This is a genomic window from Curvibacter sp. GW821-FHT01G03 (genome assembly GCF_059422285.1).
This window is the reverse complement of record NZ_JBWKWP010000001.1, coordinates 414,291-435,626: the sequence shown is the minus strand read 5'-3', so window position 1 is coordinate 435,626 and position 21,336 is coordinate 414,291. Positions and strand designations below refer to the sequence as shown.

Annotated in this window: 19 protein-coding genes; 6 read left to right on the top strand and 13 right to left on the bottom strand. The window is 65.5% G+C overall.

All coding sequences use genetic code 11. The features are described 5' to 3' along the window. Positions 1-255 precede the first annotated feature (255 nt). From AC07VS_RS02005 to AC07VS_RS01995, 3 genes are all read left to right on the top strand, one after another. Complete coding sequence (locus AC07VS_RS02005; RefSeq protein ID WP_494750077.1) at positions 256-3,171, top strand: ribonucleoside-diphosphate reductase subunit alpha; 2,916 nt, start codon at positions 256-258, stop codon at positions 3,169-3,171. A 219-nt stretch (positions 3,172-3,390) separates the two neighbouring features. Beyond that, on the top strand, positions 3,391-4,554 hold the full coding sequence (locus AC07VS_RS02000; protein ID WP_492347093.1) for a ribonucleotide-diphosphate reductase subunit beta: 1,164 nt from the start codon (positions 3,391-3,393) through the stop codon (positions 4,552-4,554). 177 nt (positions 4,555-4,731) lie between these two features. After that, complete coding sequence (locus tag AC07VS_RS01995; RefSeq protein WP_492347094.1) at positions 4,732-5,376, top strand: histone; 645 nt, start codon at positions 4,732-4,734, stop codon at positions 5,374-5,376. Between the two features lie 96 nt (positions 5,377-5,472). Here AC07VS_RS01995 and AC07VS_RS01990 read toward each other — a convergent pair whose 3' ends face one another. The 7 genes from AC07VS_RS01990 to AC07VS_RS01960 all read right to left on the bottom strand — a co-directional run bounded on the left by AC07VS_RS01990 (position 5,473) and on the right by AC07VS_RS01960 (position 12,295). Next, the gene (locus tag AC07VS_RS01990) at positions 5,473-6,369 is read right to left on the bottom strand and encodes a carbohydrate kinase family protein (protein WP_492347095.1); all 897 of its coding nucleotides are present in this window, start codon (positions 6,367-6,369) and stop codon (positions 5,473-5,475) included. A gap of 27 nt (positions 6,370-6,396) precedes the next feature. After that, entirely contained in the window at positions 6,397-8,031 is a 1,635-nt protein-coding gene (locus AC07VS_RS01985) for a zinc-ribbon and DUF3426 domain-containing protein (RefSeq protein ID WP_494750076.1), read from the bottom strand. A 79-nt stretch (positions 8,032-8,110) separates the two neighbouring features. Further along, on the bottom strand, positions 8,111-8,998 hold the full coding sequence (prmA, locus tag AC07VS_RS01980; protein WP_492347097.1) for a 50S ribosomal protein L11 methyltransferase: 888 nt from the start codon (positions 8,996-8,998) through the stop codon (positions 8,111-8,113). A gap of 57 nt (positions 8,999-9,055) precedes the next feature. Continuing rightward, positions 9,056-10,405, bottom strand: coding sequence for an acetyl-CoA carboxylase biotin carboxylase subunit (gene accC / locus AC07VS_RS01975; protein WP_019577108.1), 1,350 nt, complete (start codon positions 10,403-10,405; stop codon positions 9,056-9,058). Positions 10,406-10,515: 110 nt separating this feature from the next. Then, positions 10,516-10,968 (bottom strand): acetyl-CoA carboxylase biotin carboxyl carrier protein, encoded by a 453-nt coding sequence (gene accB / locus AC07VS_RS01970; RefSeq protein WP_492347098.1) that lies wholly within the window; start codon positions 10,966-10,968, stop codon positions 10,516-10,518. A 173-nt stretch (positions 10,969-11,141) separates the two neighbouring features. Then, a complete protein-coding gene (locus tag AC07VS_RS01965) occupies positions 11,142-11,705 on the bottom strand; it encodes a TlpA family protein disulfide reductase (protein ID WP_492347099.1) in 564 nt (187 codons plus the stop codon). Next, positions 11,702-12,295, bottom strand: a complete 594-nt coding sequence (locus tag AC07VS_RS01960) for a hypothetical protein (protein WP_492347100.1) — start codon at positions 12,293-12,295, stop codon at positions 11,702-11,704. Before AC07VS_RS01960 ends, AC07VS_RS01965 begins: the two co-directional genes overlap by 4 nt. 168 nt (positions 12,296-12,463) lie before the next feature. Here AC07VS_RS01960 and mpl point away from each other — a divergent pair, with 168 nt between their 5' ends. After that, the gene (gene mpl / locus AC07VS_RS01955) at positions 12,464-13,849 is read left to right on the top strand and encodes a UDP-N-acetylmuramate:L-alanyl-gamma-D-glutamyl-meso-diaminopimelate ligase (RefSeq protein ID WP_494750095.1); all 1,386 of its coding nucleotides are present in this window, start codon (positions 12,464-12,466) and stop codon (positions 13,847-13,849) included. 11 nt (positions 13,850-13,860) lie between these two features. Here the strand turns inward: mpl and phnE are convergent, their stop codons facing one another. The 5 genes from phnE to AC07VS_RS01930 all read right to left on the bottom strand — a co-directional run bounded on the left by phnE (position 13,861) and on the right by AC07VS_RS01930 (position 17,623). Then, entirely contained in the window at positions 13,861-14,721 is an 861-nt protein-coding gene (phnE, locus tag AC07VS_RS01950; RefSeq protein WP_492347101.1) for a phosphonate ABC transporter, permease protein PhnE, read from the bottom strand. Then, positions 14,718-15,551: a PhnE/PtxC family ABC transporter permease gene (locus AC07VS_RS01945; protein WP_494750075.1), complete on the bottom strand. Its 834-nt coding sequence runs from the start codon at positions 15,549-15,551 to the stop codon at positions 14,718-14,720. The genes phnE and AC07VS_RS01945 overlap by 4 nt, the downstream gene beginning before the upstream one ends. After that, entirely contained in the window at positions 15,548-16,384 is an 837-nt protein-coding gene (locus AC07VS_RS01940) for a phosphonate ABC transporter ATP-binding protein (RefSeq protein WP_494750094.1), read from the bottom strand. The genes AC07VS_RS01945 and AC07VS_RS01940 overlap by 4 nt, the downstream gene beginning before the upstream one ends. A 28-nt stretch (positions 16,385-16,412) precedes the next feature. Beyond that, positions 16,413-17,300 (bottom strand): putative selenate ABC transporter substrate-binding protein, encoded by an 888-nt coding sequence (locus AC07VS_RS01935; RefSeq protein WP_492347103.1) that lies wholly within the window; start codon positions 17,298-17,300, stop codon positions 16,413-16,415. 77 nt (positions 17,301-17,377) lie between these two features. Continuing rightward, positions 17,378-17,623 (bottom strand): hypothetical protein, encoded by a 246-nt coding sequence (locus AC07VS_RS01930; RefSeq protein ID WP_492347104.1) that lies wholly within the window; start codon positions 17,621-17,623, stop codon positions 17,378-17,380. A gap of 267 nt (positions 17,624-17,890) precedes the next feature. On the opposite strand from AC07VS_RS01930, the gene AC07VS_RS01925 reads away from it, so the two are divergent. Then, positions 17,891-19,714 carry a sensor histidine kinase gene (locus AC07VS_RS01925; RefSeq protein WP_494750074.1) on the top strand — a complete coding sequence of 608 codons (1,824 nt, stop codon included), beginning with the start codon at positions 17,891-17,893 and terminating at the stop codon, positions 19,712-19,714. 87 nt (positions 19,715-19,801) lie between these two features. Next, complete coding sequence (locus AC07VS_RS01920; protein ID WP_494750073.1) at positions 19,802-20,464, top strand: hypothetical protein; 663 nt, start codon at positions 19,802-19,804, stop codon at positions 20,462-20,464. Positions 20,465-20,539: 75 nt separating this feature from the next. On the opposite strand, the gene AC07VS_RS01915 is transcribed toward AC07VS_RS01920, so the two are convergent. Beyond that, positions 20,540-21,319: a lysophospholipid acyltransferase family protein gene (locus AC07VS_RS01915; RefSeq protein ID WP_494656690.1), complete on the bottom strand. Its 780-nt coding sequence runs from the start codon at positions 21,317-21,319 to the stop codon at positions 20,540-20,542. Positions 21,320-21,336: the final 17 nt, after the last annotated feature.

The window sequence follows — 21,336 nt, the reverse complement described above, 5'->3', positions numbered from 1 at the left end:
AGCGGCTCGCTGACTTGAAGCGCAGTCCTGGCGCGGCTTTTGAAGCCGCCCCTCATACAGCAATCACAAAGTGAAATAAAGACCCTTTGCCTGCGCCCATCTTTGGGCTTGGTACACTACAGGTAGTGTCTTGAATTCACTCAAGGCCCCAGATATAGTGTGTAACGATCGGTTCGATCGAACCACCCCCATCACTCGCACGCTCCCACCCGAGCCGTGCCTTCTCCCCTGAAAACAGTTCAAGAAGAGGAATCCATGCAAGTTGCCACGAACGCCCCGGCCTCGGCCTCGACCAGCACCACCTCGCCTCCCGAAGCCGCCGAATCCGGCGTGCCCAGCGTGCTTGCGCACTACCAGATCATCCGCCGCAACGGTGCGGTGGTGCCCTTTGAGCCGCAGAAGATTGCCGTGGCCATGATGAAGGCCTTCCTGGCTGTGCATGGCACACAAGGCGCGGCTTCGGCCAGCGTGCGCGATGTGGTCGATGCCCTGACCCAAGGCGTGGTCAAGGCGCTGATGCGCTCGCGCCCAGGTGGCGGCACCTTCCCGATCGAAGACGTGCAAGACCAGGTTGAACTGGGTCTGATGCGTGGCAGCCACCATGAAGTGGCCCGAGCCTACGTGCTGTACCGTGAACGCCGCGCCCAGGAACGTGCTCACCAGGTCGAGCAAGCCAAGCCCCCAGTGCCGACCCTGCACGTGACCGAGAACGGCCAACGCCTGGCCCTCGACGAGGCCTACCTGCGTTCGCTGATCGTCTCGGCCTGCCAAGGCCTGAGCGCCGACGTCAAGCCCGAACCGATCTTTGCCGAGACCATGCGCAACCTGTACGACGGTGTGCCCATGGAAGAGGTCTACAAGGCGTCGATCCTGGCTGCCCGGACCCTGATCGAAAAGGACCCGGACTACACCTACGCCACCGCTCGCCTGCTGCTGCACACGATCGCCAAGGAAGTGCTGGGTCGCGAAGTCAGCCCGGCCGAAATGGCCAGCAGCTACGCCGAGTACTTTCCTCAGTTCATTCAGAAGGGCGTGGCCAACGAACTGCTCGACGAAAAGCTGCTGAGCTACGACCTGACCCGCCTGGCCGCAGCCCTCAAGGCCGAACGTGATCTGCAGTTCGACTACCTGGGCCTGCAGACCCTGTACGACCGTTACTTCCTGCACGTGCGCAAGACCCGCATCGAACTGCCGCAGGCCTTTTTCATGCGCGTGGCCATGGGCCTGGCATTGAACGAGACCGACCGCGAGGCCCGCGCCATCGAGTTCTACGAAGTGCTGTCGTCCTTCGACTTCATGTCCAGCACCCCGACGCTGTTCAACAGCGGCACGCTGCGTTCGCAGCTTTCCAGCTGCTACCTGACCACGGTGCCTGACGACCTGGACGGCATCTACGAATCCATCAAGGAAAACGCCCTGCTGTCCAAGTTTGCCGGCGGCCTGGGCAATGACTGGACCCGTGTGCGCGCCCTGGGCTCGCACATCAAGGGAACCAACGGCGAATCACAAGGCGTGGTGCCGTTCCTGAAGGTGGTGAACGACACCGCCGTGGCCGTGAACCAGGGTGGCAAGCGCAAAGGCGCCGTCTGCACCTACCTGGAGACCTGGCACCTCGACATCGAAGAGTTCCTGGAGCTGCGCAAGAACACCGGCGATGACCGCCGCCGCACCCACGACATGAACACGGCCAACTGGATCCCTGATCTGTTCATGCGCCGCGTGATGGAAAAGGGCACCTGGACCCTGTTCTCGCCCTCCACCGTGCCCGATCTGCACGACCTGTTCGGTGCTGACTTCGAGCGCGCCTACGTGGCCTACGAAGAGAAGGCCGCCCGTGGCGAAATCAAGCCCAGCCGCACCCTGCAGGCCACTGACCTGTGGCGCAAGATGCTGACCATGCTGTTCGAGACTGGCCACCCCTGGATCACCTTCAAGGACGCCTGCAATGTGCGCTCGCCGCAGCAGCACGTGGGCGTGGTGCACTCGTCCAACCTGTGCACCGAGATCACGCTCAACACCAGCGACACCGAAACGGCGGTGTGCAACCTGGGCTCGGTCAACCTGCTGCAGCACATCACCGACGGCAAGCTCGATCACGAGAAGCTCAAGCGCACCATCAAGGTGGCCATGCGCATGCTCGACAACGTGATTGACATCAACTACTACGCGGTCAAGAAGGCCCGTGATTCGAACCTGCGCCACCGCCCGGTGGGCCTGGGCCTGATGGGCTTCCAGGACAGCCTGTACGAATTGCGCATCCCCTACGCGTCGCAGGCCGCTGTTGAGTTCGCCGACCGGTCGATGGAAGCCATCTGCTACTACGCCTACTGGGCTTCGTCCGAACTGGCCAAGGAGCGTGGCAAGTATTCGAGCTACCCGGGGTCGCTGTGGGACCGCGGCATCCTGCCCTTCGACACCATCGACATGCTCGAAAAAGCCCGCGGCGGTTACATCGAAGTGGATCGTTCGGCCACGCTGGACTGGGATGCCCTGCGCAAGAAGATCGCGGCTGACGGCATGCGCAACTCCAACTGCGTGGCCATTGCCCCCACGGCCACCATCTCCAACATCATTGGTGTGGATGCCTCGATCGAGCCGTGCTTCGGCAACCTCTCGGTCAAGTCCAACCTGTCGGGCGAGTTCACCGTCATCAACGGCTACCTGGTGCGCGACCTCAAGCGCCTGGGCCTGTGGGACGACGTGATGGTGATGGACCTCAAGCACTTTGATGGCTCGCTGCGCCCCATCGACCGCGTGCCGCACGAAATCAAGGCGCTGTATTCGACCGCCTTCGAGGTGGAGACCACCTGGCTGGTCGAAGCCGCAGCACGCCGCCAGAAGTGGATCGATCAAGCCCAGTCGCTGAACATCTACATGGCCGGCGCCTCGGGCAAGAAGCTCGACGACACCTACAAGCTGGCCTGGTTGCGTGGCCTCAAGACCACCTACTACCTGCGCACCGTCGGTGCCACCCACGCCGAGAAATCGACGGTGGCAGCAGGCCGCATGAACTCCGTGTCCTCGGGCAGCGAACCCGGCCTGAGCGCCGCGCCCAAGCCCAGCGCCCTGGAAGCCGCCGCCGCGGCCGCCCGAGCACAGGCCGATGCGATTCCGGCCACGGACATCAAGTTCTGCGCCATCGACGACCCGGGCTGCGAAGCCTGCCAGTAAGGCCATTGATGAAGCCCCTGCATCGAGAGTCAGGGGCTTCGTCGATGCACTGGATGCCACGCATGCCCGGACCTGTTTCGACCAGAGACAGCCGCGTCATGCAAGGGCCACAGCGTCGATGCGACAGAACAACAAACCTCTCACAAACAAGGCAGCCACGCCCATCGGGTACTTTCCAATTTGCATGGCTGCTTTCATAATCCGGACATTGGAAAACCTATGTTGACCTGGGACGAAGAAGTCAAGCCCTCATCGCAAAATTCACTCGCCGGCGAACTGCAAAACAGCCGCACGGCCGAGGCCGCGTCTCCCACTGAATTCGGCACCCCATCCGCCTCGACAACCGAGGTCGCGGCCGGCGCCAAACGCCGAGTCAACGCAGCCGACAAGCGCATCATCAACGGCCAGACCGACGTCAACCAGCTGGTGCCCTTCAAGTACAAATGGGCCTGGGAAAAATACCTGGCCACCTGCGCCAATCACTGGATGCCGCAAGAGGTCAACATGACCCGCGACATCGCGCTCTGGAAAGACCCCAATGGGCTGACCGAAGATGAGCGTCGCATCATCAAGCGCAACCTCGGCTTCTTCGTGACGGCCGACTCGCTGGCTGCCAACAACATCGTGCTGGGCACCTACCGCCACATCACCGCCCCCGAGTGCCGTCAGTTCCTGCTGCGCCAGGCCTTCGAAGAAGCCATCCACACCCATGCCTACCAGTACATCGTGGAGTCGCTGGGCCTGGATGAGAGCGAGATCTTCAACGCCTACAACGAGGTGAAGTCGATCCGCGACAAGGATGAATTTCTGATCCCGTTCATCGACGCGATCATGAACCCCGAATTCAAGACCGGCACTGTCGAGACCGACCAGACCTTGCTGAAGTCGCTGATCGTGTTTGCCTGCCTCATGGAAGGCCTGTTCTTCTACGTGGGCTTCACCCAGATCCTGGCGCTTGGCCGGCAGAACAAGATGACCGGTGCTGCCGAGCAGTATCAGTACATCCTGCGCGACGAGTCGATGCACTGCAACTTCGGCATCGATCTGATCAACCAGCTCAAGCTCGAGAACCCCCACCTCTGGACAGCCGACTTCAAGAACGAGATCAAGGCCTTGTTCATGAAGGCCGTCGAACTCGAATACGCCTACGCCGAAGACACCATGCCCCGCGGCGTACTGGGTCTGAACGCCTCGATGTTCAAGGGCTACCTGCGCTACATCGCCAATCGCCGTGCCACCCAGATCGGGCTCGAGGCACTCTTCCCCAACGAAGAGAACCCCTTCCCCTGGATGAGCGAAATGATCGACCTGAAGAAAGAGCGCAACTTCTTCGAAACCCGCGTGATCGAGTATCAGTCGGGTGGCGCGCTTTCCTGGGACTGATCACCGCAACGCCATGGCCACCCCATTCATGCCCACCGACCACGCAGCGGCCATTGCGCCTGCCGTGGCGTTGCGCGCCCCCATTCAGACCTGTGGGCACAGGCCCAGAGACCTGGATCGCTTGACGCCGACATGCGAGCGACAAGTGTTCATTGCAATCCGACCAAGGAGAAAATGATGGCAACTGCGAAGAAACCGGCCGCCAAGAAGGCCGCTGCACCTGCAAAGAAGGCGGCTGCACCCGCCAAGAAGGCCGCCGCCCCAGCCAAGAAGGCTGCTGCACCCGCCAAGAAGGCCGCTGCTCCTGCCAAGGCTGCAGCACCCGCCAAGAAGGCCGCAGCACCTGCCAAGGCCGCTGCACCCGCCAAGAAGGCTGCTGCGCCTGCCAAGAAGGCCGCTGCGCCCGCCAAGAAGGCTGCTGCGCCTGCGAAGAAGGCCGCTGCACCCGCCAAGAAGGCTGCTGCGCCTGCGAAGAAGGCTGCTGCTCCTGCCAAGAAGGCCGCTGCACCTGCGAAGAAGGCTGCTGCACCTGCCAAGAAGGCCGCTGCTCCTGCCAAGAAGGCTGCCGCGCCTGCAAAGAAGGCCGCCGCACCCGCCAAGAAGGCTGCTGCACCTGCCAAGAAGGCCGCTGCACCGAAGAAGACCGCAGCCACTGTGGCCAAGAAGGCTCCGGCCGCCAAAAAGCCTGCTGCCAAGAAGGCTGCTGCGAAGAAAGCGCCCGCCAAGCCTGCCGCTGCCCCTGTGGCTCCTGCTGCTCCGTCGGCTCAGACCACACTCAACCCTCAGGCTGCCTGGCCCTTCCCGACCGGCAACAAGCCCTGAACGACACGTTCTCCAACGTGCCAGCCCGACGCCTCACGGCCTCGGGCTTTTTTAATGGGCGAAGCCGCCAGTGCCAGCCGGCCCCTGAGAGCCTGTTCAGGGCTGAAAGTCGAGCTGGTAGTTCTGTGGCCCGCGCTGGGCAATCTTGAGGGCCCCGACGCGGCTGCCGAGGGCGGCACAGCGCACCAGGTCCCAGCCTTGTTCCAGACCGAACAGCAGCGCGCCGCGCCAGGCATCACCACAACCGGTCGGGTCGACCACGGCCTGCGCCTGCACCGGGGGCACATGGGTGCGCTGCCCCGCCACCCAGACTTCGCTGCCTTCAGCGCCCAGGGTGATCACCAGTCCGCCCTCGACGCGGCGCGAAATCTCAGCAGCGGTCAAGCCGGTACGGTCGCACAGCATCTTGCCTTCGTAGTCGTTGACCGTGACCCAGGTCGCCTGGTCCACAAAGCGGGCCAGATCGGCGCCGTCGAACATCGGCAAGCCCTGACCCGGATCGAACACGAAGGGAATGCCGGCGGCCTTGAACTGTGCGGCATGCTCAAGCATGGCATCACGCCCATCGGGCGAGATGATGCCCAGGCGCACATCAGGGCGTGCCTCGATGCGGGTCTGGTGCGCCTGCATCATGGCCCCGGGGTGGAAAGCGGTGATCTGGTTGTTGTCACGGTCAGTCATGATCATGGCCTGGGCCGTGTAGGTGTCCGCAACCTGACGCACATACTCGCAGCTGATGCCCAGGGTGCGCAGGCGCTCCAGGTAGTCTGCACCGTCATTGCCGACAGTGGCCATGGGCAGGGGCGTGCCCCCCAGCAGCTTGAGCGCATAGGCGATGTTGCCGGCACAGCCGCCAAAGTCACGCCGCAGGGCCGGCACCAGAAAAGACACGTTGAGGATGTGCAACTGATCCGGCAGGATCTGGTCCGCAAAACGCCCCTCGAAGGTCATGATGGTGTCGAAAGCCAGGGAACCACAGATGATTGCTGCCATGTTGTTGAATTCGTTTCTTGAAAGTCGTCAGGGATAAAAAACCAGCACCCGATAGCCCGCGATGCGCAAGGTGGCGGCACCCGCCACCCGCACGGGCAGAGTGGCATTCCACTCGGCCCCAGGGCCCAGCATTGGCGGGGCACCCAGCTCGGTCGGCAGGAACACGCGCCGCAACACGGCCTGGTCCTGCGAATCGGTCAGGCTGAGTTCGGCCGCCGGCATGCCCAGAGGCAAGGCACCGGTGTTGCGAATGGCCAGGGCCAGCTGAAAGCCCTCGCCATGGGTTTTGTTGAAGGCGGAGGACTCGATGACGAAGGCCTCGATGCGGCGCAAGGGAGCCAGCTCGCAACCCGTCACATCGCACAGGGCCTGCAAAGTGGGCCGAAGCGCCGGCTCGGCAGCGGCCAGGCGGGCACGCTCGTGCAGCGCCCACTGGAGCAGCAGCAGCCCCGACAGCAGCAACACGGCCAAACCCAGCCCTGCTCGCACCCAGGGACGTCGCCAGAAGGCCTCGCGGCGCGCACGGCGCAGAAACTGCAAGCCCTTGAGCACATCCGGGCCGAAAGCATCGACTTCATCCTCAGCCCGCCGTGCAGGCGCTGCCGCCATGGCCTGGGCAGGCGCTTCGGCAGCCCACTGAGTGGAGAGATCGCCCGGTGCATCGGCCGCCACCGACTCGGACAACAGACTGGGCGACACCTCGTCAACCAGGCCTGCCGCGTTCAGCATGGAATCGGTCTTCGGTGCCGCCGGGGGGAGCTCGGGGCCGGGCGCATCGGCCGGCGCCGGGTCATCCGGAAATCGCAACGCCGCGAGCGTGACCCCGGGCGGGTCGGCACGGGGCGGCTGCGGGGCCCCTGGCAGGTCGAGCTCTGGCACCGACAACACTGGAAACCGGTCCCCCTGGGGACGCACGCGCGGCTCGGCCGGCTCGGCCATCGGTGCGAAATCGACCCGCACGGGGGGGGCATCGACTTCGGGCTGAGGCGCGAAGACATCGTGCAGATCGAGAGCGAACTCATCGTCATCCAGCGTGGGTTCGACCTGACGCCGCGCATCGGAGGTGGCCAGATCCAGATCCAGATCCAGGCGAGCCAGTTGCTCGGCCAGCAAGTCGTCTGCGCTGCGTGGCACGGCAGGCTCGGCCACCGGCGCGGATGCGGGGGACTCGGGTGCATGCACGCGCACCGGCTGCACTGGTGGTGGCGGCGGTAGCGGTGGGGGTGGCAACACCAGATCCGGCATCACCAGCTCTGGCATCACGGGTTCACGGCTGGGGCGAGCTGGCGGCGGGGGAGCGGGCGGGGGCTGCGTCGCCAAGACCGGCTGCACGGCTGAGGCCGGCAAAGGCGCGTGATCGGCCACCGAGGCCGGCGGGTGGGTGGGCGCCGGTGCCGCCACCGGTGCTGCCGCGGGCATGGCCGAGACCGGCGAGTGGGCTGGTGCACGCAAAAACGCCGGGGGTTCCGGCCGGTGACTTCGCGATGCCGCAGGCCCGCTCGTGGCCAGCGGGCTGGCATCACCTTCCTGGACCAGGTTGGCCGTGGCGTCGAACACCTCGGTGCACTGCCCACAGCGCACCCAGCCATCGGAAATCCTCAATTGGTCTGGCACAACCTTGAAGGTCGTGGCGCAGGCTGGGCAACGTGTGATGAGGCTCATGGATGCGCCTGATTGTAGAGGCGCGGGCGCATTTTTCACCCGGCTCGTCACCGGGAGACACCACCGCTGTGGCGCAGGCTTAACGCTGCGCGGTCATCAGGATCCAGCCGTCCTCGCTGTCGGCCACCGACAACTGCAGCCAGGGCGCATAGGCGGCCTTCAGCTCATCGGCCTGGCGCTCCAGGATGCCAGCCAGCACCAGCGAGCCGCCTGCAGCCACATGGGCGCACAGCAGCGGTGCCAGCACCTTGAGCGGGGTGGCCAGGATGTTGGCCAGCACCGTGTCGTACACCCCGTGCGCCTTGTCCGGCAGGCCAGCGTTCAAGGCCACGCCATTGGCCTCGGCATTGAGGTGGGTGGACTGAACCGCCGCCTCGTCGATGTCGACCGCATCGATGGCCTGCGCGCCATGCTTGGCTGCACCGATGGCCAGGATGCCCGAACCGCAACCGTAATCCAGCACCCGACCCAGCGTGGCCGTGGCCGGTCGCCGCGCGATCCAGCGCAGACACATGCGGGTGGTGGGGTGAGTGCCGGTGCCAAAGGCCAGCCCGGGGTCCAGGCGAATCACCTGGCGGGCCTGCGCTGGCGGCTCGTGCCAGGTAGGCACGATCCAGAACTCAGGCGTGATCTCGACCGGCGAGAACTGGGATTGGGTCAGGCGCACCCAGTCTTCGTCCGGCACCTTGGCCAGCCCCAGCAGACGGCAGTCGGCAAAGAAATCCTGCAACTGCAGCAACTTGGCCGCCTCGTCAGCGCTGGCCTCGTCTGGAAACAGCGCAATCACGCGCGAACGCTGCCAGCCTTCTTTGGGCGGCGGCATGCCGGGTTCACCGAACAGCGCCTGCTCGGCGTCGGTCTGGGCATCGGCGTCTTCGACGCTGACGCTCAGGGCATCCAGCGCATCGAGCGCGTCGCTCACCGTTTCAACGTGGTCTTCGGGGCACAGCAGCCGGAGTTCAAACATGGCGTTCCTGGGGTCTTGGGAGGCCGGCCGCCCGCGAGGGGCGCCAGCCGGGGCCGATCAGCGCTTGTGGTGGCCCAGCCACTCTTCAAGGTAGTGGATGTTGGTGCCGCCGGCCATGAACTTGGCATCCACCATCAGCTCGCGGTGCAGCGGGATGTTGGTGTTGATGCCTTCGACCACGGTCTCCAGCAAGGCGGTGCGCATGCGGGCCAGGGCCTGCTCGCGGGTATCGCCGTGCACGATGATCTTGCCGATCATCGAGTCATAGTTCGGCGGCACGAAGTAGTTGGTGTAGACGTGCGAATCCACGCGTACCCCCGGGCCACCCGGGGCGTGCCACATGGTGATGCGACCCGGCGACGGCACAAACTTGTAGGGGTCTTCGGCATTCACGCGGCACTCGATGGCGTGACCCCGGATCTCGATCTGGCGCTGCGTGAAGGGCAGCTTCTCGCCTGCGGCGACCATGATCTGGGTCTTCACGATGTCAATGCCGGTGATCAGCTCGGTCACCGGATGCTCCACCTGCACACGGGTGTTCATCTCGATGAAATAGAACTCGCCGTTTTCATACAGGAACTCGAAGGTCCCCGCACCGCGGTAGCCGATCTTCTTGCAGGCGGCGGCACAACGCTCACCGATCTTCTCGATCAGCTTGCGTGGAATGCCAGGGGCCGGCGCCTCTTCAATCACCTTCTGGTGGCGACGCTGCATCGAGCAGTCACGCTCACCCAGGTAGACCGCATTGCGGTGCTTGTCGGCCAGGATCTGGATCTCGATGTGGCGCGGGTTCTGCAGGAACTTTTCCATGTAGACCGCAGGATTGCCGAAAGCAGCCCCCGCCTCGGCCTTGGTCATCTGCACGGCATTGACCAGCGCGGCCTCGGTGTGTACCACGCGCATGCCGCGGCCACCGCCGCCGCCGGCGGCCTTGATGATGACGGGGTAGCCCACGGTCTTGGCGATGCGCTTGATCTGCACCGGGTCATCAGGCAGTTCGCCCTCGGAACCCGGAACGCAGGGCACGCCAGCCCGGATCATGGCCTGCTTGGCCGACACCTTGTCGCCCATGATGCGGATCGACTCGGGTGAGGGGCCGATGAACTGGAAGCCACTTTTCTCGACGCGCTCGGCAAAGTCGGCGTTTTCGCTCAGAAAGCCGTAGCCGGGGTGGATGGCTTCGGCGTCGGTCACCTCGGCTGCCGAGATGATGGCGGGCATGTTGAGGTAGCTTTGAGGCGAAGGGGCCGGGCCGATGCACACGGCCTCTTCCGCCAGCTTGACGTACTTGGCATCGCGGTCGGCCTCGGAATAGACCATCACCGCCTTGACACCCAGTTCGCGGCAGGCCCGCTGGATGCGGAGGGCAATCTCCCCCCGATTGGCAATCAGGATTTTCTTAAACATCAGTGCTCCCGGGGCGGCAGAGCCCCGCACGCAGCGCGTGCACTATCTCTGGGATGGGCACCCGACAGCCGACGGCCCAAGAGGCCCGCCGTCCCGGCACCCCCATGCGATCACTCGATCACGAACAAGGGCTGACCGTACTCGACGGCCTGGCCGTTCTCGCCCAGGATCTGGGTCACGGTACCCGACTTGTCGGCTTCGATCTCATTGAGGATCTTCATGGCCTCGATGATGCAGATGGTCTCGCCTTCCTTGATCTGGCTGCCCACCTCGACAAAGGCCTTGGCGCCCGGGCTGGAGGCACGGTAGAAAGTACCCACCATGGGCGACTTGACCACATGCCCGGCAGGTGCTGCCGCGACGGCGGGAGCGGCGGCGGCGGCTGCGACAGGCGCGGCGGCCACGGCAGGCTGAGCCAGCACAGGGGCCGCCACCATTTGCTGAATCACGGCCCCGCCGCCCTTCACGATGCGCACCTTGCCTTCGGCTTCAGTGATTTCCAGTTCTGAAACATTGGATTCAGACACCAGATCAATCAGGGTCTTGAGTTTTCGCAGGTCCATGTAAGCTCCAACAGCTAAAACGATAACAGGCGCGAATTTACTGCAAAACAGCGCCAAGTCTCATCATCAGCAGACAAATTAATTACAACTTCATTCGGGCAGATCAAAGAAAATACCCTGGAAGTGTGCAGAAAGGCCCCTGAGCAAAAGGGGCCTCAAAGACAGCCCGACGGTCAGCCGGGCTGGGTCCACACCGTCAGTTCCTGAGGTGTGATCTGGCCCATTTTACGCTGTATTACCCGCCCATCGGCCGCGATCACCACCGAAAACGGCAAGCCGCCGTTCTCGTTGCCCAGGGCGCGGCTGAGTTCGGTGCCGCCCAGACCGGCCAGCCCCACGGGAAAGCCCAGGGGGGTGCGGCTCAGAAAACGGGCCACCGAACTGGGCTGGTCAATGGCCAATCCAAGCACTTGCCAGCCATTGACCGAAGTTTCGCGTTGAAACCGATCCAGCATGGGCAACTCCTCCACACAGGGTGGACACCAGGTGGCCCAGAAGTTGATCAGCAGCGGTTTGCCCTTGAAATCGGCCAGCACCAACTCACCGCCACCCGCCCGATCGAACTTCAGGCCCCACAGCTCGGACAAGGCCGCCCCGGCCTGGGCGTCCGTGCCTTGGGGTCGCGTGCGCCACCAGCCCAGCCCCGCTCCGGCCACCGCAGCCACGCCCGCGGCCGATGCCCACAGCCATCGGCGCCGGCCGGCGCCGGGCGATTTCAACTCCTGGGAATTGCTCATGCTTCAGCTTCCTTCAACAAGGCCTGAACGGCGGCCAGAGAGCCCCGAGGCGCACGCCCGCGGGCATCAGGCACCAGAGCGCCCCGCAGATCGTCCAGGTCGTAGATCAACAGATGGACACCAATCACCTCGCCCAGCGCCTTGCTGGGCGAGCCCAGGGACAAGGCCTCGACCGGCTCGCCCCGAAAACCCTGGACCGTCTGCGGCTCGTAATCGACGTTGTGATCGATCAATCGAATCTCGGCCGACTTGGGGTCATCGCAAAACAGCTGGATGCGGATGTCCGACAGCCGCGTCGCGGTGCCCTGCCAGACCGCCCCCGTCAGGTGTGGGCGGAATTCCGACATGCGCTCCATCCAGACCAGGGCCAGTTCGCGCAGCGCACGAAGCTCTGCCGGCTGGGTGTCGGCACAGAACAATTCGATGTACTCCAGCACCGCATCTTCAACCGCGAGGTTGTCGGGCAAGGCCGTGCGGGCCGGCAAACCCAGCTGCTTGACGGCACGGCGCTTGGCAGCACCGTACTCCAGGCCTTCTTCCACCACCATGCGGGCAGCGGTTGCGGCAATTTCCGAGGCAAGACTTTCCATGGAGACGGGTCGGGCGGGCCATCAGCACACGCACCGCAGACATTGCAAAGCGGGCATTTTGCGCTTTTTCGCCGCTTCGCCCCGCCGCTACCAGTTTGATAGCTTGCCAGCCCGCCCCCACGCAGGCCACGCCCGACATGGCGCATGACCCCACGTAAAATCGGTTTCATGCACATTCACATCCTGGGTATTTGCGGCACCTTCATGGGCGGCCTGGCGGCCCTGGCCCGCGAGGCGGGTCACCGCGTCACCGGTTGCGACGCGGGGGTCTACCCCCCGATGAGCGATCAGCTTCGGTCTTTGGGCATCGATCTGATCGAAGGCTTCTCAGCCGATCAGATGGCTCTGAAACCGGATCTTTTCGTCATTGGCAACGTGGTCAGCCGCGCCAGAACAAACGACGGCAGCCCCAAGTTCCCACTGATGGAAGCCATCCTGGACCAGGGCGCACGCTACACCAGTGGCCCTCAGTGGCTGGCGGAGCATCTGCTGCACGGCCGCCACGTGCTGGCCGTGGCGGGCACGCACGGCAAGACCACCACCACCTCGATGCTGGCCTGGGTGCTGGACCAGGCAGGCCTGCAACCCGGCTTTCTGGTGGGGGGCGTCCCGCTGAACTTCGGGGTCTCGGCGCGCCTGGGGGAATGCAGCGCCTTCGTGATCGAGGCCGATGAGTACGACACCGCCTTTTTCGACAAACGAAGCAAGTTCGTGCATTACCGCCCGCGCACCGCGGTGCTGAACAACCTGGAGTTCGACCACGCCGACATCTTCGACAACCTGGCCGCCATCGAACGTCAGTTCCATCACCTGGTGCGCACCGTGCCGGGCCAAGGCCGTGTGGTGGTCAATGGACTGGAAGAAAGCCTGACCCGGGTGCTGGCCCAGGGCTGCTGGAGCGAGGTGCGCAGCTTTGGCAGCACGGTGAGCGATTTCTCCGCCGAGGGTGAAGCCCATGATTTCGCCGTGCTGCACCAAGGCCGGCCCGTGGCGCGCGTGCAGTGGACCCTCAGCGGGGCCCACAACCAACTCAACGCCCTGGCCACCCTGGCCGCGGCCGACCACCTGGGCGTGCCGGCCGAGGTGGCCGCCGAGGCGCTGTCACGCTTCCAGAACGTGAAGCGCCGCATGGAGGTTCGCGGCCAGGTCGGTGGCATCACCGTGTACGACGACTTTGCCCACCACCCCACCGCCATCCGCACCACGCTGGACGGCCTGCGCCAGCGCCTGGGCCCGGTGACCGACGCTGGCGGACGCATCCTGGCGGTGTTCGAACCGCGCAGCAACACCATGAAACTGGGCACCATGAAAGCCCAGTTGCCCTGGTCGCTGGCCAGTGCCGAACAGGCCTTCTGCCACACCGGGGGCCTGGACTGGGATGCCGCAGAAGCCCTGGCGCCCCTGGGTGAGCGCGCGCACACGGCCCCCGACATCGCCACCCTGGTGCAGCAGGTGAGCGCCGCGGCACGCCCCGGTGACCACGTGGTGTGCATGAGCAACGGCGGCTTTGGTGGCGTGCACCAGCGCCTGCTAGAGGCCCTGTCACAGGCCTGAGCGAAGCCTCCTCAGCGCATCAAGGCTCGACGTGCCAATAGGCTGAGCGCATCCACCGCCGCCACCATCAACAGCATCGCGGCCAGGATGGTGGCCGTCTTGCCCATGTGGAACAGGCCCATGTGAAAGGCCAGCAACTGGCCCAGGCCGCCCGCCCCCACCACGCCCAGCACGGCGGCGGCGCGGATGTTGTTCTCCCAACGGTACAGGGTGTAGCTCAGCCACTGGGGCAGCACCTGAGGCAGGCTGGCATAGGCCAACACCTGCACCCGCCCCACCCCTTGCTGGCGCAGCGCCTCGGCCGGGCCCGAAGGGGCGTTCTCAAGGGCTTCGGCGAACAAACGGCCCAGCACGCCCAGGGTGTGACAGGCCAGGGCCAGGGTGCCGGCAAACGGCCCCAGGCCCGCCGAAATCAACAACAGCGTGGCCCAGACCAGCTCGGGAATGGAGCGCAGCGCATTGAGCAGCCAGCGCGTCGGCCCCCGCAGCCAAGCCCGCTCACCCGCTTGCAACCGGCTTGCCGGCAGGGCCAACAGCAGGCCGCCCAGCGCCGCCAGCCCGGTGCCCAGCAAGGACATGGCCAAGGTCTCCCAACTGGCCACCAGCACCTGACGCAGCAGGCCGGGCGACAGGTCGGGTGGGTAAAACTCCCCCAGGAAGCGGCCCATGCTGTGCAGGGCCTCCAGCGACAGGAACTGCTGCCATTGCAAATCCAGCGATGCCGTGCTGGCCACGACCAGCAGCAGCACACCGACGGTGAACCACAGGCCGGGCCGGCGCCAGGGCGCAGGCGCCTGCAGATCGGACAGGCGACGGGCCGGCAGCCTGGAGGGCAGACCGGGGGGCGAATCGGGCGAGGCGGCAGGCTTCATCCGAGCAGCTTTCGCAAACCGGCGCTGACGCGGTCGGCCAGGGCCACCAGGGCCATGAACACCAGCAGCATGCTGGCCACCTCAGCGCCATTGAACATCTTCATCGAGTTGTCGAGCTGCTGCCCCAGGCCGCCAGCGCCGACAAAACCCAGCACCACCGATGAGCGGATCGCACACTCCCAACGGTAGACGGTGTAAGAGCTGAGCTCGGCCGCGCAGGTCGGCAGCAGCCCGTGGAAAAAGGCCTGCAGGCGGCCCGCGCCATTGCGCAACAAGGACTGGGCGGCATGCTGCTCGCCACTTTCCAGGATTTCGCCATAGACCTTGCCCAGCATGCCGGCATAGGTGAGCGCGATGGCCAGCACGCCAGCGGTGGGCCCGAGCCCCACCACCCGCACAAACACCAGCGCCCAGACCAGCTCGGGCACGCTGCGCAGCACGATCAACAGCGCGCGCACGCCCTGGCGGGCCCAGAACGGCCCTCGGGCCATGCACCCAGACAAGGCCGACACCGACAAAGCGGCGGTCGACAGCAAGGTGAGCGGTACGGCCAGCAGCCAGCCCAGCGCCACACCGACCGTGGCCATGGCCACGGTGCGCCACGATTCACGCGCCAGCAGGCTCAGGAACTCGGCGCCCCCCGCCAAGGGCCAGAAGCTGGCCAGAAAGCGCCCGCTGAAGGCCAGCGAATCGGGCTGCAGCAGGATCCAGGGCTTGAATTCAGTGGCCTGCAGCAGCGGCCACAGCAGCACCAGCAAGGCGCCGCCAAGAGCCAGGCGTCGGGGCCAGGCCGGGTCGCGCAGCGGGGCGCGGCGGGCTGCCGGATTCATCGACACGACAGACCCACGGGCTCGGCCAGGGCATCGGCGCTCAAGCCAGCGAGGGGCGCGGCCTCGCTACGCAACTCATGCTCGCGCTGGGCATACAAGCGGGCCAGCCGCTCCGGGCTTACCTCGGCGGCCGGCAGGTCAAACATCAGCCCCCCCTCACGCAGGCCCAGGATGCGGTCAAAGCAGGCCAGGGCCACATCCACCTGGTGCAGCGAGGCCACCAAGGTGATGTCACGCTCGCGGGCCACCCCCTGCAGCGTCGCCATGGCCTGGCGGGCCCGGGTGGGATCCAGAGCCGAAAGCGGCTCATCGACCAGCCACAGCGAAGCCGGCGCCAGCAGGGCACGGGCCAGGCCCACCCGCTGGCGTTCACCGCCCGACAGGCGATCTACTCGCTCGAACAGTTTGTCGCCCAGGTCGAAGTGCTCCAAGGCATCAAATGCCGCCGGCAGGTCGCTGGGGTGGAACAAGGAAACCAGACTGGCCATCAGGCCCATGGCTGGCAAGCGCCCGGCGAGCACCGAGGTGACCACGCGCTGCCGGGGAGGCAGCGGCGGCACCTGAGGCGCCAGAAACAGACGACCACGCAACTGCTGCAACTGCCGGCGCGGCAATTGCCAGGGGTCACGCCCGTCCAACCTCAGTTGTCCGGTGGTCGGCGGCAAGGCACAGGCCAGCACCTGCAACAGACTGGTCTTGCCGGCGCCCGAGGGCCCGATCACGGCGACTTGTTCACCCGCTCGGAGGCACAGGCTCAGACCAGCCAGCGCGGCACGCGCGCCCGCACGCGCCGCTGGGTGCAAAGCGCCGATCTGGTCGAGTTCAATCATCAGGCCCAAGTGCGGCTCCGTGGCTCGCCCATCAGAGCAGGCCGGCGCTGCGTGCGGCAGCCTCGATGCTCTTGTAGTTCTCGACCTTGGTCGGGACGAAGCGGGTGGCGCGCTGCAACTCCAGCACCTCTTTGCCCTCGGGCGTGTTCTTGTTGAGTGCCAGGAAGGCCTGGGTGATCTTGTCGCGCAGGGCGGCCGGCATGTCGGCGTGCACGGCCCAGTTGTAGTCGTAATACGGCGGCGTGGTGTAGAACACCTGCACCTTGCTGGTGTCGACCTTCTTGTCGGCCACGAACTTGTCCCACACCGAAATATTGAGCGCGCCAGCCTGCACCTTGCCTGAGGCCACGGCCGCGATGGTGGCGTCATGGGCACCGCTGTAGGCCACGCGACGGAAATCATGTTCGGGGTTGAGGCCGGCCTGCAACAGGAAACTGCGCGGCATCAGATGGCCGGAGGTGCTGCTTTGCGAGCCAAAGCTCACATCCTTGCCCTTGAGATCGGCCAGCGACTTGATGGCCGGATCGGCGCTGATGAAGACCGACTTGAACTTTTCGTCCTCCTCACGTTGCACCAGGGGAATGATCTTGCCGTTGGAGCGCACCTGGGCCTGCACAAGAGTAAAGCCGCCGAACCAGGCCATGTCCACCTTCTTGTTGACCAGGGCCTCCACCGAGGCCGCGTAGTCGGTGACCGGGGTGTACTCCACCTTCACGGACAGCTTGCCTTCCAGGTACTTCATCAGCGGTGCAGCCTTGCGGGCCAGTTCGGTGGGCGACTCGTCGGGGATGGCGGTGACACGCAGCACCTGCTGGGCCTGCCCCAGCGGGGCCAGGCTCAGCAAGGCGCACGCCAGCAGGGCGCGCAAGGTGGTGGCGCGGGTGATCGAACGGGCGGCCACAGGGGTGAACAGAGACATGAAGAATCCTTACAGATCAGAATGGCCGGCAGGTTACACCGAAAGACGGGCGGTGGCCTGAGAACACCAAGGCCTGTTCAGGCTTTCGCATCGGGCTGGCGCGCAGACTTCGGCTCACGCGCATCGGGCAGGCCCAGCACCAGGAAACAGCTGTCGCAACGTGCGTAGGCGACTGGATCGCTCAAGGGCCAGGCCAGATGCTTGTCCTTGGTCCGGGCGCCGCAGTAGACCGCCTCGTCGATCTCGCTCAGCCGCGCCTGCCCACAACGCGGGCAGCTCAGCTTGGACAGGTCGATGTTGAATGCGGCAGCTTTGTTCGGCATGGCGATCCGGAAATCCGTGGACAGGCGACAGGGTTCAGGTCGGTCCCGCCCTGATCCAGCAAGACGGGATCAGGCGAGCCGCTGAGTTGGATCTTGAAGCAAATGCTGCACCGCAGCAACCACACGGGTGTCAGACCTGAGAAATAGTTGGCGACAGGGCAGCCCCTCGCGTTGGAAAACCCTCATTTCTGCCGCATTTGTTCGATAGTCGGACCACGTTACCGCCCCTGCTGTTGCTCAGCGGTCAAACGGTGACGCCGAGCGGATATGGCACCGTATGATGGCAAAAACCACAACGCCACCATGTCCGAAGCCCCGGCGACACCCGCTCCCAGCCGCTCTCTGATCCCCCCCTCACTTTTGATGCGGGGTTTCACGGGTTCGCGCCTGAGCTGGATGGTGGCCCTGTCGGTGCTGGCCCTGCTGGCCATCGGTTGGGTGGCGGTGGTGCTGACACTGGATCTGAAAGCCCGCGATGCCGTGGCGGCTGAGGTGAGGCAAAACACCAACCTGGCCCGCGTGCTGCAGGAGCAGACCGTGCGCGTGCTGGCATCGGTCGACCAGGCCACCCTGCGCATGCGCGATGCCGCCGTGGCGGGCGAACTGACACCCGCTGACTACGGGCAATTTGCCAATGAAACCGGCCTGGTACCGCAAATCCTGACCCAGCTGTCGTTGATCGACGCTCAGGGCCACTTCGTAGGCAGCAACATCGACCCGACCGGCGAGAAGACGGGCCACGTGGATCTGTCGGCACGCGAGCATGTGCAAGTACACCTGGCGCCCGACAAGGTACCCGACGCATCACAGCAGATGAGCCCCGACGGCCTGTTCGTCGGCAAGCCGGTGCTGGGCAAGGTCTCGAACAAATGGACCATCCAGCTGTCGCGCAAGATCCAGCGCAGTGATGGCCGGGTTCTGGGGGTGATCGTGGCTTCACTCAACCCGGCCTACTTCGAGCAATCCTACAGCGGGGTCAATCTGGGGCCCAAAGGCGGCGTCACCTTGCTGGGCAACGACCGCAGCGTCCGCGCCCGGGTGATCGGCGGGACCCCCACCGGCATGGGCACCACCCTGTCGAACAGTTCAACCATGGCACGTCTGCCCCAGAACGAACGGGCCGGCTGGTCCATCGTCACCAGCAACATCGACAAGGTCGAGCGCGTGGCGGCCTACCACCGGGTGGCCGACTACCCCTTGCGGGTGTACGTGCTGACCAGCACCGAGGGGGCCTTGAGCGACTGGCGCAGCCTGCGCAACGTGACCGTGACACTGATGGGCTTGCTGACCCTGGCTTCGCTGGCCGGTGCGGGGGTGTTTCTGCGCAGCCTGCGTCAGCTGGAAAACACGAACCATGCGCTGCAGATCAGCGAGGCCCAGGCCCAGTCGGCCAGCCGCGCCAAGAGCGAGTTCCTGGCCGCGGTTTCGCATGAGCTGCGCACCCCCTTGACCAGCATCCGCGGCTTTGCCGAACTGATGGAGATGCGCCTGGAGCAGCCTCGCTTCAAAGACCAGGCGCGCATGATCCGCAAGGCCGCCGAGCACCTCAATGAGTTGCTCACCGAAATCCTGGACCTGGCCAAGGTCGAGGCCGGGGCCATGCCGGTCACACCCGAGCCGGTGGCCTTGGCCGAGCTGCTGCAATCCACGCTGGATTTCTTCAGTGTCACCGCGGCACAGAAATCGTTGGATCTCAAATTGCAGTTGGCCCCCAGCACCCCTCAGACCCTGTTGTGCGACGGATTGAGGCTCAAGCAGATCCTCAACAACCTGTTGTCCAACGCGCTCAAATTCACCCAGGAAGGCTGCGTGACCATCGAGGTGGAAGGCAGCGAAGACCGGGTGAGCTTCCATGTGGTCGACACCGGCCCCGGCATCGCCCCCGAACTGCACGACACCATCTTCGAGCGCTTCCGCCAGGGCAATGACCGGGTCAGTTACGAGCATGGCGGCACGGGCTTGGGCCTGTCGCTGTCGCGTGCGCTGGCGGGCCTGATGGGTGGCACGCTGACCGTGCAATCGAGCCCGGGCGAAGGAGCCCGGTTCACCCTGCAACTGCCTCGCCCGATCGTCCCCAGCGCTGCAGCCTGAAACGCGGCGCAAGGACCTGGCGCCGTCGTCATGTCGGCGTCACGGGCCGCCCGAAGAATGGCGCTCGTGATGGCCAACAGCAACCCCATGCAAGCATTTGAACGGCAGCGCGCCAGCCCGGCCTGGCGACCCGCATGGCCGACCGCGCAGGCGACGACGACCGCCACGGCTCAGGCAACAGCGCCCATGGGGCCTGATGCAACGGCCACCCGGGAGGCCTTCGCCGCCTGCGCCCAGCACCCTGGCCTGCTGTTCTTTCATGCAGGCACCTTCCATGCCGAACTGGTGCAGGCCGCCACCCAGCGCTTGCGCCAGCGCCTGGCCGAAATGGAGGCCCCTCAGCCCGCCAAGGACCGCCTGTTGCGCGTCTTCATCGAACTGACCCGTCAGTTGGCCAGCCGCGGGCCCGAAGCCACCGAACCCCAGGGGCGCATCGCAGTCGGTGGCGTGGGCGAACATTTCTGGGTTCTTTGCAGTTGGCGCCTGACGGCCGAGCGGGTGGCACAGCTGCGCCCGCACCTGGAGGCCGTGCACCGCATGAGCGCCGAGGAACTCGCCAACCACACGCCCGCAGGGCATCGGTTCGGAGCCCTGACTGAAGCCGCGCATGCACCGTTGGCCCAGGCCCCGGACGATCTGGATCCTGCCTGGCTGCAAGTGGCTCGCCATTGCTCGGCCCCGATCGAATATGGCTTCTCCGGCCCACAGCCGGATGGAGGGGCTCGGCTTCATGTGCGGGCCTGGATCTGAGCGGAGGTTCCGAGCCCAGGCTCCGAGCCGACGCCATCAGCCGCCGTTCTGAGCACGCTCGAGGCGCGGCCTCACTCAGTCGGCCAGCCGGCTCACCTGCTGGTGCAACTCGGCCGCCCAGCGGCGGCGATCACGCCCGCCGGCGTGCTGCAGCTCGCCATAGTGCACCACCGCCACGATGGGCTCGCTGGTCAACGTGCGCCACAGGGAGCCGACCAGGGTGTCGTCCCCCACGTAGCAGGGGGCCAGTGAGCGCGTCCCACCGGCCGCCGTGACAAACTTCAGCGCCACCGGCTGCACCGGTGCCGCCGCCGACACCGCGGCCTGCAGCAAATTGGCATGGAATGGCAGCACCTGCAGACCGTCACCCGTGGTGCCTTCGGGAAACACGGCCAGCACGTCGCCGCGCCGCAGGCTGTCGCTCATGTCGTGCACCACCCGCATGGCGTCGCGGCGGGAGGCACGTTCGATGAACAAGGTCCCTGCCGCCGCGGCCAGGGCGCCGATCAGGGGCCAGTGCCGCACCTCGGATTTGGACACGAAGCGGCAATGCCGGCTGGCGTGCAGCACCACGATGTCCAGCCAGGAGATGTGGTTGGACACCAGCAGGGCCGGGCCCAGCGCGACCGGCGTACCCTGGACGCGCAGGCGGATGCCCAGCACTTGCAGCAAACGGCTGGCCCAGGCCTGCACCCGCATTTCACGCTGCTCAGGCCCCAGGCGCGGGAACTGCAGCAGCACCGTGTGCAGGCCAGCCAGCACGTGCAGCAGCACGCGCCCCAGGCGCCAGACGGCCCTGGGGGCCCGCAGCCAGCGGCTCGAAGCCCCAGCCTGGCGGTGAGCGGAGGGGTTCATGACGCCGCCGGGCCCTG

What these genes read in the sequence shown, in the direction of transcription:
- AC07VS_RS02005 (WP_494750077.1), top strand. Translation starts at nt 256, where the DNA reads ATGCAAGTTGCCACGAACGCCCCGGCCTCGGCCTCGACCAGCACCACC.
- AC07VS_RS02000 (WP_492347093.1), top strand. Translation starts at nt 3,391, where the DNA reads ATGTTGACCTGGGACGAAGAAGTCAAGCCCTCATCGCAAAATTCACTC.
- AC07VS_RS01995 (WP_492347094.1), top strand. Translation starts at nt 4,732, where the DNA reads ATGGCAACTGCGAAGAAACCGGCCGCCAAGAAGGCCGCTGCACCTGCA.
- AC07VS_RS01990 (WP_492347095.1), bottom strand. Translation starts at nt 6,369, where the DNA reads ATGGCAGCAATCATCTGTGGTTCCCTGGCTTTCGACACCATCATGACC.
- AC07VS_RS01985 (WP_494750076.1), bottom strand. Translation starts at nt 8,031, where the DNA reads ATGAGCCTCATCACACGTTGCCCAGCCTGCGCCACGACCTTCAAGGTT.
- prmA (WP_492347097.1), bottom strand. Translation starts at nt 8,998, where the DNA reads ATGTTTGAACTCCGGCTGCTGTGCCCCGAAGACCACGTTGAAACGGTG.
- accC (WP_019577108.1), bottom strand. Translation starts at nt 10,405, where the DNA reads ATGTTTAAGAAAATCCTGATTGCCAATCGGGGGGAGATTGCCCTCCGC.
- accB (WP_492347098.1), bottom strand. Translation starts at nt 10,968, where the DNA reads ATGGACCTGCGAAAACTCAAGACCCTGATTGATCTGGTGTCTGAATCC.
- AC07VS_RS01965 (WP_492347099.1), bottom strand. Translation starts at nt 11,705, where the DNA reads ATGAGCAATTCCCAGGAGTTGAAATCGCCCGGCGCCGGCCGGCGCCGA.
- AC07VS_RS01960 (WP_492347100.1), bottom strand. Translation starts at nt 12,295, where the DNA reads ATGGAAAGTCTTGCCTCGGAAATTGCCGCAACCGCTGCCCGCATGGTG.
- mpl (WP_494750095.1), top strand. Translation starts at nt 12,464, where the DNA reads ATGCACATTCACATCCTGGGTATTTGCGGCACCTTCATGGGCGGCCTG.
- phnE (WP_492347101.1), bottom strand. Translation starts at nt 14,721, where the DNA reads ATGAAGCCTGCCGCCTCGCCCGATTCGCCCCCCGGTCTGCCCTCCAGG.
- AC07VS_RS01945 (WP_494750075.1), bottom strand. Translation starts at nt 15,551, where the DNA reads ATGAATCCGGCAGCCCGCCGCGCCCCGCTGCGCGACCCGGCCTGGCCC.
- AC07VS_RS01935 (WP_492347103.1), bottom strand. Translation starts at nt 17,300, where the DNA reads ATGTCTCTGTTCACCCCTGTGGCCGCCCGTTCGATCACCCGCGCCACC.
- AC07VS_RS01930 (WP_492347104.1), bottom strand. Translation starts at nt 17,623, where the DNA reads ATGCCGAACAAAGCTGCCGCATTCAACATCGACCTGTCCAAGCTGAGC.
- AC07VS_RS01925 (WP_494750074.1), top strand. Translation starts at nt 17,891, where the DNA reads ATGGCACCGTATGATGGCAAAAACCACAACGCCACCATGTCCGAAGCC.
- AC07VS_RS01920 (WP_494750073.1), top strand. Translation starts at nt 19,802, where the DNA reads ATGCAAGCATTTGAACGGCAGCGCGCCAGCCCGGCCTGGCGACCCGCA.
- AC07VS_RS01915 (WP_494656690.1), bottom strand. Translation starts at nt 21,319, where the DNA reads ATGAACCCCTCCGCTCACCGCCAGGCTGGGGCTTCGAGCCGCTGGCTG.